The following is a 12,840-nucleotide window of genomic DNA, read 5'->3' on the forward strand; positions in this document are numbered from 1 at the left end:
TTAAAAATGAGATCCTTGTTTACGAGGGTCTCTTTTTTTAAAGACTTAATATAGGTCTTTGTGTGTATATAAGGGTTATTTGTGCCTGTTATTTTGATATTAAAAAGAGGGTAGTAAGATTTAAATATATTTTAAAATACCAAGTGAAAAAGGCAAACCATTGGGAAACCATGGGGCGCAAAGCCAAGGGCCTGAAACATGTAGATTTACATGAAGGTAGCCGGTTGCCACAAGGAATCATAGACCGATTCTATGAACCTTGTTGAAGGTTCTTTTTCTTTGGAATTCAAGAAGCGGAGAGGTTATGGAATGAATAAACGAACAATTAAAATGACGTCCTATTTGGCGCTATTGCTGCTTTTGATTCAAATGATTAACCCATTTGCAGCTGCATTTGCAGCAACGAATAGTAATATGTTGCCGCCAAGTAATCTGGCTGTCCAACAAGTGACACCAGATGACGTGAAACTTACGTGGAGTTCTGTATTCGGTGCTACTGGATACAATGTATATGAAATTCAAGAGGGGCAGCTAAACCTGCTTGGCAATAGCACTTCTCCAAGTTTCAATCTAAATAATCTGTCTGAAGGGACTACTCGATATGTTGTTTCTACGATGAGTCCAGAAGGGGAATCAGGCCCGAGTGCACCTGTATCGGTAGAAATTCTTTACCCGGAAATGATTGCCCCTTCAACATTGACACAAACAATCAAGAACGGAAATGATATCGCCTTGAGCTGGGGGTCATCTGCATATTCAGAAACTAATAATCTTTACCAGCTTTCTGTTGACGGACAGAAGACACTAGTAACAACTACTCAGAACAAAACGACATTCACTGTTAATAACGCTCCTGAAGGGAACTTCATATATGCAGTTACAGCAGTTAATGCATTGTATGGGGAATCTCCTCTTTCAGAATCAGTTCAAGTGGAAGTTGTTTATCCTACGATAAAAGCTCCTGCCAATTTTACGTATTCTGTGACAAATGGGAGCGACATTACATTCAAGTGGAATGCAGCTGCAAATGCAGCAAATTATAAACTATATCAAATCGTGGATGGACAGCCAGTTTTGAAAAATACGGTGGTTGGTACGTCTGTGAAATTAACGAATGTGCAAGCAGGAGACTATGAATATGAGATCCGTTCAAACAGTGACCGCTTTGGTGAGTCTGGGGATAGCAGCAAGGTTTCTGTAACTGTAGGTACTGTTTCAATGACGGCACCTGGCAATTTTACATATAAGCTTGAAAACACAAATGATGTTGTGTTGGCTTGGGATACAGTCCCGTACGCTAACAGTTACAAAGTCTATCAAATCATTGATGGAGAAAAAGTATTGAAAAGTATGGTAACCGGAACTGGAATCAAGTATTCGAAGATGCCTTCCGGAAACTACATTTATGAAGTGTACTCTTACAGTACTCGTTATGGCGAATCTGCTGAGGGAAGTAGAGCCGAATTGACAGTTGATGAAGTTCTGATTCAAGCACCTGCCAGCTTGGAGTATAAAATACAGAACGGCAATGATGTTGTCTTAAACTGGATTGCTGCGGACAATGCGACAAGCTATAAAGTCTATCAAATTGTAGACGATCAAAAAGTATTGAAGAGTACAGTGACTGGAACATCGGCAACCCTAGCTAATAGAACAGCTGGTAGTTATAAATTTGAGGTGTATTCACTGAGCGACCGTTTTGGGGAGTCGAAAGAAGGTAGCAGTGTTTCATTTGAATTGATACATCCAACAATGAAGGCTCCTGCTAACTTGAAAGAAACCATAAAAACGGATACGTCCTTTACGCTGTCTTGGGACACTACCGAGTACGCAACGGACTATAGAATCTACCAAATTATAGCGGGACAAAAAACATTAAAGAAAACAGTAACGGCTTCCAATAACACATTTACGAACATGCCGTCAGGTGACTATGTGTACGAGATACATTCATACTCTTCTAAATTTGGTGAGTCCAATGAAGGATCGAAAGTGTCCTTTACACTGAAAGGCCAGACGATGCTTGCTCCGCAGGATTTATCGCACACCATTACTAACGGTAATGACATCAAATTGAACTGGACAGATGTAGAAAAGGCGACAAGCTATAAAGTCTATCAAATTATTAATGGGGAAAAAGTGCTTAAGAGCAGCCCGACGAGTGAATCCATTGCTTTTTCGAACTCGCCTGCCGGAGATTACACATTTGTGGTTCACTCCTATTCAACTACTCATGGAGAGTCGGAATATGGAACGGAAATCTCGTTTAAATTGATTTATCCAACGATTCATGCGCCTGAAAATACTGCATATCAAATTAAAAATGGTAATGACGTTGTATTATCGTGGAATGTAGCTACATTTGCAACTGGCTACAAAGTATATGAGCTGGTGGATGGTCAGAAAGTATTGAAGTCTTCGCCAACAGCATTAACCACCACACTTTCTAAAGTGCCTGCTGGCGAGCATATGTATGTAATCCATTCTGTCAGTTCACGTTTTGGAGAATCGACAGAAGGTACTTTGCAAAAGGTGACTGTGGACGAGCATACGATGGAAGCTCCGCAAAATGTGACATCAAGCATTGCAAACGGCAACGATTTAACATTGAGGTGGGAAGCTTCAATATTTGCAACTTCCTATAAAGTTTATCAAGAAAAGAATGGTCAGCTAGAGTTAGTCAAAACAACAACAGGACCATCAACGACATTTGCTAATATGCCTAAGGGAGATTACAAGTATATAGTTCATTCCTATAGTGATCGTTTTAATGAATCTCCAGTAGGCAGTGAAATAGTTGGTACGATGGTATATCCAACCATGCAGGCTCCTGGAAATCTTAAACAAAGCATCGTAAACGGAAATGATATTAAACTAACATGGGATGCAGCGGCTTATGCAACCGGCTATAAAGTGTATCAAAACGTCAATGGCGAATTGATTTTGACAAAAACTGTACCTAGCACGACTGTTACATTTTTCGATATGCCAGAAGGGGATTACGAATATGAGGTTCGCTCATACAGTGATCGTTTCGCTGAATCACCAGTCGGTAGCACAGTAGGTATTAATGTGATTTGGCCAGTCGTAGAACCACCTGTACTTACTAGTAAATTTACTAATGTCAACAATGTGGAGTTAACATGGAAATCCGTTACTTGGGCTAATGAATATCGTGTTTACCAAACTGTAGGGGGCAGCCAAACGCTTGTTTATAAAGGAACTGCTTTGAAAGCTAATGTGTACAATTTGGTCGAAAACACGCATTCCTTTGAAGTAAGAGCCTACAGCACACGATTTGGAGAATCCCAACCATCCAACGCCATTACACAAAAGATTGTATATCCAGAAATGCAGCCACCAACGGCCACAGTGACAGTTTTGAGTAATTCTAGTGCTAGAATAGTCTGGGATTTCGTCACTTACGCTAACGGATATAATATTTATGAAATCGTTGATGGCAAGGCAGTCTTGGTGGCAGGAAAAGTGAATAACTTATCTTACACAATTAACAATCTGTCATATGCTAACCATGAGTTTTATGTCACTTCTCAAAGTAATTCGTTCGGGGAATCAAAACCATCAAATACGGTTTTGGCCAAATTGATTGTGGATACAGAAGCACCGGTTACTATATCTGACGCACCTACAGATTGGACAAATAAGCGTCCTGTCATCACACTGTCAGCATCCGATAATGAAACCGGAGTGGCAACTACGTATTATTCAGTGGATGAAAGTGATTTCATTGCTGGAACTAACATTTCAATTGAAGAGGAAGGCATCCACAAAGTTTCCTTCTATTCAGTTGATAAAGTAGGCAACAAGGAAGCGATTAAAACCATTAACATCAAGTTTGACAAGACTGCACCTGTGACAAAAGAAAGCGTTACTCCAGCTTGGTCTAACCTGCCTATTACAATAACTCTGGCATCAGCTGATGTGCATAGCGGTGTTGCAGCTACCTACTATTCGATTAACGGATCAGAATATATGGTAGGCACAGAACTTACATTAGATAAAGAAGGAATCAACGAAGTATCCTTCTATTCGATCGACAAAGCAGGCAATAAAGAAAATCCGCAGACAGTAGAAATTAGTCTAGACCAGACAGCTCCTGTCACGTTGTCCAATGTTGGAGAACAATGGTTCAATGATCAATTTATCGTTGAATTAACTGCAACTGACGATTTCAGTGATGTACAGGCATCCTATTATTCAATCAATGGTTCAGAGTACCAGCAAGGTACAAGCTTCGAATTAAGTAAAGAAGGCATAAATGAAATATCCTTCTACAGTATAGACAATGCAGGAAACAAAGAAGAAGTGAAAACAGCTAAAGTCAAAATTGACAAATCAGCACCAGCAACAATTTCTAATTCAACTGACGAATGGCACCAAGAGTTCACTGTGGAGTTCACTTCAAAAGATGAACTTAGCGGTGCAGACTCAACGTACTATTCAGTAAATGGTTCTGAATTTGCAGAAGGAAATAGCCTTCTTGTAAATGAAGAGGGAATCAACGTAATCACGTTCTATAGCGTTGATAACGCCGGTAATAAAGAAGAAGTAAAAACAGCTGAAGTCAAAATCGACAAGTCAGCACCAGTAACTTCTTCCAATGCAACAACTGAATGGCAACAAGAGTTTACTCTAGAATTTACTGCTAAAGATGACCTAAGCGGTGAAGCAACAACATTCTATTCAGTAAATGGTTCTGATTTCACAAAAGGCAATAATGTTGCTGTAAAAGAAGAAGGAATCAACGTAATTACGTTTTATAGCGTCGATAACGCTGGTAATAAAGAAGAAGTAAAAACAGCTGAAGTCAAAATTGACAAGTCAGCACCAGAAACAACTTCAAATGCTAGCGATTTTTGGGTAAAAGAAAGCTTTGCGGTGGAATTGACTGCAGCGGATAGCCAAAGCGGTTTATCATCAACTTATTACTCTATCAATGGTTCTGAATACGTTGAAGGAAAAAGCTTCACGGTAAATAAAGAAGGAATTAATGTAATTACGTTCTACAGCGTAGACAAAGCAGGTAACAAAGAAGAAGTGCAAACAATCGAAGTGAAGATTGACAAAACGGCCCCAACTGTAACGTGGGAGCTTAAGGAAATCTATACTCTTGGTACAAAACTTCAATTGGCCTATACAGCTAAAGATGCTGAATCAGGAATCAAAACGGAAAGCTTGACGGTTAATGGTGAAGCATATAAAAACGGTGATATCATCGACTTTACTAAACCGGGTAAATATACCGTAAGAGTAACTGTAACTGACCATGTTGGACTGACGACAACTCTTGAAAAGACAATCGTAGTCTACATTCATGTAAGCACCATCAAAGTCAATCCTGGTGTTATCAAGGATAACGGCGGAGTTTTCACAGTTGACGTATCGTTGCCAAGAGGATTTGACACGAAGAATTTCATTTTAGAAACAGTAACGATCAATGGCGTATCTGCCCTTTCCGGTAAAAATGGCTATGAAAAACAAGCCGAAAAAGGCCAATTCAAATTCAATCGGGATGACTTTGACTGGAGTAATGGCAAGCAGACACTTGAGTTCAGTGGAATGGTTGGCGATTACCTAGTACTTGGAACTACCGAAGTGGAAGTAAAAGGGTCAAAAAAATAAGGCTCGAATAACGGCCATCACCATGGGTTCAAATACTGGGAATGGTTAGCTTCTTTAGTAAAGCGAGCAATCGGACAATACTAATATAGAAGAAGGACTGTGACTTATTTCCTGCCACAGTCCTTCTTTTTGTTCTTTTTTTCTATAAAGTACCAACTAATGAGATTATACGACTATTCTTTTAATTATTTTTTCTATGTAAAATGATTGGTATGAATATATAAAGAAGGATGCGAAATCTATCAATGACCAGCCCGATCTCTTCCAATTGGTTTTATTACATGACAATGGCTTCTATGGCACAAGCAATGCCTTCGATAAATCAATCAGGCAGTGCAACCAATTTACTCGGTAATGTAGGAAATGAAAATTCTCTATTCCTTATGGTATTGAATGCAGCGATGCAAGGGAGCGAATCGAACAATACAACCACTCTGCCTTTTGCTCAAAATCAGTTGATTCCACAAATAAACAGTCCATTTACTCTTCCAGTAAATGTGCAGGCAGTAGATAAAATAGATGTCCCTACAAGTCCAAATGATACAAGTGACTTCCATTTCAAACCCGTGCAATTCTTGAAACTTGATAGTAGTTTGGAAGGGAAATTGAGCGGATCAGCCTCGCACTTTATCAATGCAGGGAAAAAGTATGATATAGATCCGAGTCTTCTTTCTGCGATTGCCATCCATGAAACGGGGAATGGTTCATCAAGAGCAGTCAAAGAGAAGAATAATGTCGCTGGCATGATGGGTAAGAATGGCTTGAGAAGCTACGCATCTATAGAAGATAGCATTTTCGATATGGCTCGTAATTTACGTAAAAATTATTTGAACCAAGGAAAATCCACGATTGCCGAGATTGGAGCGAAATATGCCCCAATTGGTGTTGCAAATGATCCAACTGGTCTAAACAATCATTGGACAACAGGGGTCAGCCGTCATTTTGATAATCTATCATAGAAAAGACTGATTCTAATCGAATCGGTCTTGTTTTTTTGAACAAATATATTTGTAAATAACACTAAAAATTTCGCTGTTTATGCCGATATACATAAAATAAAGGTTGATTTGCAGTGAAGTAGATTTGTTTTCTTTCTCAACCGACAATGACGATACAAGGGGATAGCCACTGATGGAAGTTAAACCAGCACCTGCAATACCGTTTCCAAAGAAAGTCGATCTTGCAATGGAGTATCCTGTCAAAGGTCCAGTTCAATTAGAAGAACCGACCACTGAACTAAAAGAGAAAGTAACTAAAGAAATGCTGATAGATAAAGTCGAGGGGATGAATGAGTTCCTGGAACCGACTCCTACTGAAATAAAATTCAAACTGCATGAAAAACTGGATATCTATTATGTACAAGTAATCGATACAAACTCGGATACAGTCCTGAAGGAAATTCCACAAAAGAAATTTCTTGATATGTATGCTTCTATGGCGGAGTTAATGGGTTTGATTGTGGATGACAAATTTTAATTAAGTCTATTATGAAAATCATGACATAAACACAGAAACGAAAGAAGTGGAGTGAGGTAAATTGCGTATTGGCGGAATAGCATCAGGAATGGATACGGATTCATTAGTCAAGGAACTTATGAATGCACAAAAAATACCATTAAATAAATTGATGCAGGAGAAAGTATGGACAGAATGGCAACGGGGCGCCAATCGAGAGTTTAACTTGACTCTATCGAAGTTAAGGTCAACTGCAAGTGATCTGCGTTTTCAAGGTTCATTCAATGCCTATAGTGCAACATCATCAAATCCGAGCAGTTTAACAGCATCAACAACAGCCAACGCATTGAATGGTACTTATCAGGTAGAAGTAGTGAATGTTGCGAGTCCTGCAAAAATCCATTCTGCCGGCATGATTGAAAAAGTCGCTGGAGTTGCTGCTAAATCAACTGATGTAATGTCTGCTACAGGATTGATCACAATTAAAGATAATACGGGCACGGTTTTGGGAAGCGTTGATGTTACTAGTGGCATGACTTATGCCGAGGTCGCGAAAAAACTTCAGGAATCAACAGCAGGAAAGACAACCGAGTTACGAGCGAGCTTTGATGACACTACATCGAGCTTCTTCATGTCGACCAAAGGCATGGGTTCTGATCAAAACTTCACGTTGGAATTCAGTAATGACCTGTTAGCCAAACAAGTAATAAACGATGGCACCAATACGGTCTTCACCACTGGCACTGCTGTAGGGGGTGGCTTCATGTCATCCGCAACAAACGGAGAAGTGAAATTCGACGGAATTACTGTCAATAACTTGACGTCAAACAAAACAACAATCAATGGCCTCACCATAAATCTATTACAAAAAGGTACATCCACTATTACGGTTCAATCAGATACAACCAAACCATTAGAAATGATAAAAAATCTAGTGGAGAAATACAATGAAACAATTTCTGAAATCGAGAAAAAGCTGGTAGAGAAACGTTATCCCGACTTCAAACCACTTTCCGATGAACAACGAAAAGGCATGAGTGAAAAAGAAGTGGAACTATGGGAAGAGAAAGCAAAAAGTGGTTTGCTACGAAATGACCCTATTCTAAAAAATGCTTTGCAAGAGCTTAGAAGTGCCTTCATGAACCCAATAACAGAAATTGCTAATGGAAATATAAATATGCTTACTCAAATTGGCATTAATACCGGCAAGTACACGGAAGGAGGAAAACTTTTCATTGATGAAGATAAGCTAAAAGAGGCATTGTCAAATAAACCTGATGAAGTCATGGAGTTATTTACTAACAGTGCAAACGGCATTGGTCACCGAGTTTATCAGGAACTGAACGATGTTGTAAAACGTTTGAGTGAACGTGCAGGCAGTACAACGAGTGCTGTCGACAACAGTACCATGTCAAAAAAAATCACCCAAATGAACCAAGAAATTAGTAAATGGAATGACCGGTTAAAGATTGTTGAAAACCGCTATTGGAAGCAGTTCACTGCCATGGAAAAAGCATTGAGCCAGATGAACTCACAAAGTTCTTGGATGCAACAGAATATGTTCGGTGGCATGTAATGATCGGGTACCAAAACGTACTAGCTGAGTTTCTTCAATTGACAGAAGAAATCCATAATCATTCTAAAAAGCTTTATTCAAACATGAAAGATAATGAAACTGGGCAAGTGGAAACCTTGCTATCCCTTTTCGATAAAAGACAACAGCTGATTTCTCAGCTGGATACATACATGCAACTGACTGACTTTCACTGGACAGAAGAAGATAAGAAAGTAATTCAGCAAATGAAAGAAACCGAACAATTAATCCAGACGCTTATGAAGGGTTTACATCAGTCGTTCAAGTCGCAAATGAATCAAATCACTCAAACGAAACAAGGGTCCAAGAAGTTTGTGGATGCGTATCAAAATGTATCGACCGAGGGATCTTTTATCGATAAACGGAAGTAAAAAGCAGGAGGATTCAATATGTCAGTTATCAACCCTTACCAAACTTACCAACAAAATTCAGTGATGACCGCATCTCCGCAGGAGCTTACACTGATGTTATATAACGGTTGCTTAAAGTTCATCAGGCTGTCCAAAAAAGCGATGACCGAAAAGAATTACGAGGTAAAAAATACAAATATCATTAAGGCACAAAACATAATTCAAGAGCTGCGAATCACCTTGAACCAAGAAATCGAAATTTCCAACAATATGACACAACTTTACGAATATATGCACACTAGACTGGTTGACGCCAATATAAAAAATAACCTGGAAATACTGGAAGAAGTTGAAGGGTATGTTGTAGAGTTGCGTGATACATGGAAGCAAGTCATTGAGCTTGCGAAAAAGAACTAAAGGTCACGGTACGTTTGTTATTCTTTGAAATTGAAATGAGGGTTTGGTGTGGATAAGACATCATGGTTAGGCATAATACTTGGAATGTTCGTACTGGTCGGTGGGATGATTTTGAAAGGCTCCGATCCAATCGCTTTATATAATCCTGCGGCACTCGTCATTATTTTTGGCGGAACAGTTGCCTGCATACTTATTGCGTTTCCATTTGAAGAAGTGAAGAAAATCCCTGTTCTATTTAAGGTGATTTTTTCTGAGTCGAAGATGGTTTCTCTTAAAGAATTGATTCCAGTGTTCACGGGGTGGGCGATGGTCGCAAGAAGAGAAGGGTTACTGGCATTGGAAGAGCGTTCGGAAGAAGTGGAAGACCCATTTTTACAACGTGGTTTGAAAATGGTGGTTGATGGACAATCACAGGAACATATTCGTGAACTGATGGAAGAAGAAATTGCTGCGATGGAAGACAGACATGAGCTTGGGGCGAAAATTTTTACACAAGCTGGTACATATGCACCTACACTCGGGGTACTCGGTGCCGTAATGGGATTGGTATCGGCACTTGGCCACTTGGACGATATTTCATTGCTTGGTAAATCCATTTCGGCGGCATTTATTGCTACTTTGTTCGGTATTTTTACGGGGTATGTCATGTGGCATCCATTTGCCAATAAATTAAAGCGTAAATCAGAGCAGGAAGCCAGAATGAAATCGATTATGTTAGAAGGCTTGCTGGCTGTTCAGGAAGGTCTTCCAGTACGTATAGTAGAAGAGAAATTACTGACGTATTTACCTGCTAAAGATCGTGTTCTTGTGCAGGAAGAAAAAACAAGAGAAGGTGTTCGCGTTGAAGCGTAAGAAAAAACATGAAGATCATGTTAATGAATCATGGCTGATTCCTTATGCCGATATTTTGACGCTATTACTCGCTCTTTTCATCGTATTGTTTGCGGCAAGTGAAGTCGATTCACAGAAATTCAAGGAAATCTCAGAGTCATTTAATAATGAGCTCCAAGGTGGGACAGGCATTCTGGACGAAGAAGCGGCTATTGAAATTATGACTGATACGTCCAAAATCTCTAAACTGGATGAGATTAAACCTGAAACTGGAGTGAAATCAGTAGCTGAAATAACCCTTGAGCAGGACCTTAAAGAACTCGGGGAACTCAGGGGGAAAATTGAAGTTTACATAAAAGACAAGGGATTATCTACAAAAATTGAAACAGCTCTGACAAGCAAAGGGTTGGTGTTGAAGATAAAAGAAGGTGTACTTTATCCTTCGGGTAGTGCGGATATAAACGAAGAATCAAGAACGATTGCGGTTGAGATTTCAAATTTACTGGTTACAGACCTACCACGGAACATTTATATTGATGGTCATACGGATAATATTCCGGCTAATTCAGAAGAGTTTCCATCAAACTGGGAATTGAGTGCTGCAAGGGCCATCAATTTCATGAAAATACTACTGGAAAATAAAAAGTTAGATCCGAAAGTATTCAGTGCAACCGGATACGGTGAGTACCGACCGATTACTTCAAATGACACTCCACAAGGCAGAGCAGAAAACCGACGTGTGGAAGTTTTGATATCACCGTACAAGCAAGAAACTAACCACTGAAGAGGTGTACCATGGGAAAAATGAAAGTTTTAGTCATCCTCTTCTTCGCTATCATTTTATTAGGCGGGGGAGCCATGTTTTTTTTGAAAGAAGAAGTAATGGGCAAGGAAAAGGAAAAAGTAATTTCAGCAGAAGAACTGGTTGAAATGAGTGTTGACACCGACGTCATCACAACCAATCTAGCATCCGCCAACAATTTTGCAATTGTTCAGTTCAATATTTTGTTAAGTAGCAAGGAAACGAAAGAAGAGGCGGAAAAACGTAAACCTGAAGTACGCGCAGCCATCATTTCCACTGTTGCTGGCTTTACAAAGGACGAGTTAATTGGCAAGGAAGGCATTGTCAAACTTGAAAAGGAACTATCTACAAAACTTGAAAGTATTGTGGAAACAGGAGAAGTCGAACGGGTATTGGTAACGGAATTTAAATTACAATAATTCGTATTTGTACTAAACATTCTGTGAGAAGTGCCGATATATACATTAGAAAGATTCAGGTGATTTAAATGCAATCAGGTCAATTGGATAACTGCAGGATTTGTGGCAAATTGTTTCTCAGAGAGCATACAGATTATTGCTTGAGCTGTTACAAAAAAACTGAGGACGATTTCAAACTGGTTGCCGACTTTTTAACAGACGAGAAAAATCGTTTTGCTACGATTGAAGAAGTAAGCATAGAAACGGATGTTTCATTGAAACAGGTTGCTGATTTCATTCGTGACGGTCGGATATTTGCGGAGGACTACCCGAACCTGGGTTACCGCTGTGCGCATTGTAGTAAAAAGATAAAAAGACAGTTGTTATGTGACGAGTGTTTCAATCAATTCTCATCTGAAATCAATCAAACCTTGAAAAGAGAAAATCTCCAAAATGAGATTAGAAATAAACAAAATAAACAACCGACAAAAGTGAACACGCCACAATATTGGCAGTTAAAGAAATGAAAATAAACGACAGGGCGGTGAAGGAATGAATATCGATAAGACGACAGGTTCTTCCTTTATTCAATCTTATCAAAAACAAATGCAGGTCTCCCAAGTTGGCAAAACGAGACCATTGCAAAAAGAAGACCAGCTTCAAATTTCAAATCAAGCAAAAGAGTTATTTGAAAAGAACACCGAAATAGATTTAGACAGACAAGAAAAGATCAGCACATTAAAGGCACGAATTCAGTCAGGTGAGTATCAAATTCACAATGATAAAGTGGCAGATAAAATCTATCAATTTTGGTTTGATAAATAGATGTTCGTCTATATAGAGGAGGGTGTCGGATGCTTCAGTTAATCACGACGCTGAAAGAATTGATGGTAATACTGGAAAAACTCATCAACTTGGCGGAACGAAAGAAAGTTGTTTTAGTCGAACGAAAAGTGGACGAGTTGAATCAACTGGTACAAGAGGAAGCAAAGATTATAAAACAGCTCAATCAAGTAGATCAGGAGCGTGAACAGCTGGTTGAAAGTGTGATGCAAAATCATCCTTCTCTTAGTTTCAGTCAATTTGTAGAACAACTTCCAGATGAACTTACGAGGAAAAATCTACAATCAAAATTGAAAACATTACAACAGCTCATGATGGAGCTGCATGATATAAATAAAGTAAATGAGTCACTAATTGAAGACTCAGTGAATTTTGTTCAACATATGATCGAACACATTACTAAGTCAAAACAACAACACTTCAATTATCAATCTCCTATAGGTCAACAAAAATCACAAACAAGCAATCGGGGCTTTTTCGATACAAAAGCTTGATTGACGTTAGAAG

Annotated in this window: 12 protein-coding genes and 1 riboswitch; all 12 genes read left to right on the top strand. The window is 39.1% G+C overall.

What is annotated here, in order from left to right; translation table 11 throughout:
- Positions 1-141 precede the first annotated feature (141 nt).
- A riboswitch (cyclic di-GMP riboswitch) is annotated at positions 142-232 on the top strand.
- Between the two features lie 77 nt (positions 233-309).
- The 12 genes from HMPREF1210_RS14845 to HMPREF1210_RS14900 all read left to right on the top strand — a co-directional run bounded on the left by HMPREF1210_RS14845 (position 310) and on the right by HMPREF1210_RS14900 (position 12,827).
- Positions 310-5,643: a hypothetical protein gene (locus HMPREF1210_RS14845; RefSeq protein ID WP_016429511.1), complete on the top strand. Its 5,334-nt coding sequence runs from the start codon at positions 310-312 to the stop codon at positions 5,641-5,643.
- 245 nt (positions 5,644-5,888) lie between these two features.
- Complete coding sequence (locus HMPREF1210_RS14850; RefSeq protein WP_016429512.1) at positions 5,889-6,602, top strand: glucosaminidase domain-containing protein; 714 nt, start codon at positions 5,889-5,891, stop codon at positions 6,600-6,602.
- Between the two features lie 172 nt (positions 6,603-6,774).
- The gene (gene flaG, locus HMPREF1210_RS14855) at positions 6,775-7,119 is read left to right on the top strand and encodes a flagellar protein FlaG (RefSeq protein WP_016429513.1); all 345 of its coding nucleotides are present in this window, start codon (positions 6,775-6,777) and stop codon (positions 7,117-7,119) included.
- 61 nt (positions 7,120-7,180) lie between these two features.
- The gene (gene fliD / locus HMPREF1210_RS14860) at positions 7,181-8,674 is read left to right on the top strand and encodes a flagellar filament capping protein FliD (RefSeq protein ID WP_016429514.1); all 1,494 of its coding nucleotides are present in this window, start codon (positions 7,181-7,183) and stop codon (positions 8,672-8,674) included.
- Positions 8,674-9,063, top strand: coding sequence for a flagellar protein FliT (locus tag HMPREF1210_RS14865; protein WP_016429515.1), 390 nt, complete (start codon positions 8,674-8,676; stop codon positions 9,061-9,063). The genes fliD and HMPREF1210_RS14865 overlap by 1 nt, the downstream gene beginning before the upstream one ends.
- 18 nt (positions 9,064-9,081) lie before the next feature.
- Positions 9,082-9,459 carry a flagellar export chaperone FliS gene (fliS, locus tag HMPREF1210_RS14870; protein WP_016429516.1) on the top strand — a complete coding sequence of 126 codons (378 nt, stop codon included), beginning with the start codon at positions 9,082-9,084 and terminating at the stop codon, positions 9,457-9,459.
- Positions 9,460-9,507: 48 nt separating this feature from the next.
- Entirely contained in the window at positions 9,508-10,311 is an 804-nt protein-coding gene (motA, locus tag HMPREF1210_RS14875) for a flagellar motor stator protein MotA (protein ID WP_016429517.1), read from the top strand.
- Entirely contained in the window at positions 10,301-11,074 is a 774-nt protein-coding gene (gene motB, locus HMPREF1210_RS14880; RefSeq protein WP_016429518.1) for a flagellar motor protein MotB, read from the top strand. The genes motA and motB overlap by 11 nt, the downstream gene beginning before the upstream one ends.
- Before the next feature lie 11 nt (positions 11,075-11,085).
- Positions 11,086-11,511 (top strand): flagellar basal body-associated FliL family protein, encoded by a 426-nt coding sequence (locus tag HMPREF1210_RS14885; RefSeq protein ID WP_016429519.1) that lies wholly within the window; start codon positions 11,086-11,088, stop codon positions 11,509-11,511.
- A gap of 68 nt (positions 11,512-11,579) precedes the next feature.
- On the top strand, positions 11,580-12,017 hold the full coding sequence (locus tag HMPREF1210_RS14890) for a flagellar operon protein (RefSeq protein WP_016429520.1): 438 nt from the start codon (positions 11,580-11,582) through the stop codon (positions 12,015-12,017).
- Positions 12,018-12,042: 25 nt separating this feature from the next.
- On the top strand, positions 12,043-12,315 hold the full coding sequence (flgM, locus tag HMPREF1210_RS14895) for a flagellar biosynthesis anti-sigma factor FlgM (RefSeq protein ID WP_016429521.1): 273 nt from the start codon (positions 12,043-12,045) through the stop codon (positions 12,313-12,315).
- 29 nt (positions 12,316-12,344) lie between these two features.
- A complete protein-coding gene (locus tag HMPREF1210_RS14900) occupies positions 12,345-12,827 on the top strand; it encodes a flagellar protein FlgN (RefSeq protein ID WP_016429522.1) in 483 nt (160 codons plus the stop codon).
- Positions 12,828-12,840 lie beyond the last annotated feature (13 nt).

It is taken from the genome of Paenisporosarcina sp. HGH0030, from assembly GCF_000411295.1.
In the GTDB taxonomy this organism is placed as follows: domain Bacteria; phylum Bacillota; class Bacilli; order Bacillales_A; family Planococcaceae; genus Paenisporosarcina.

Excerpts from the sequence above, each read along its gene's own strand:
- HMPREF1210_RS14885 (WP_016429519.1), top strand. The coding sequence starts at position 11,086 with ATGGGAAAAATGAAAGTTTTAGTCATCCTCTTCTTCGCTATCATTTTA.
- HMPREF1210_RS14900 (WP_016429522.1), top strand. The coding sequence starts at position 12,345 with ATGCTTCAGTTAATCACGACGCTGAAAGAATTGATGGTAATACTGGAA.
- flaG (WP_016429513.1), top strand. The coding sequence starts at position 6,775 with ATGGAAGTTAAACCAGCACCTGCAATACCGTTTCCAAAGAAAGTCGAT.
- HMPREF1210_RS14850 (WP_016429512.1), top strand. The coding sequence starts at position 5,889 with ATGACCAGCCCGATCTCTTCCAATTGGTTTTATTACATGACAATGGCT.
- fliS (WP_016429516.1), top strand. The coding sequence starts at position 9,082 with ATGTCAGTTATCAACCCTTACCAAACTTACCAACAAAATTCAGTGATG.
- HMPREF1210_RS14845 (WP_016429511.1), top strand. The coding sequence starts at position 310 with ATGAATAAACGAACAATTAAAATGACGTCCTATTTGGCGCTATTGCTG.
- flgM (WP_016429521.1), top strand. The coding sequence starts at position 12,043 with ATGAATATCGATAAGACGACAGGTTCTTCCTTTATTCAATCTTATCAA.
- HMPREF1210_RS14865 (WP_016429515.1), top strand. The coding sequence starts at position 8,674 with ATGATCGGGTACCAAAACGTACTAGCTGAGTTTCTTCAATTGACAGAA.
- HMPREF1210_RS14890 (WP_016429520.1), top strand. The coding sequence starts at position 11,580 with ATGCAATCAGGTCAATTGGATAACTGCAGGATTTGTGGCAAATTGTTT.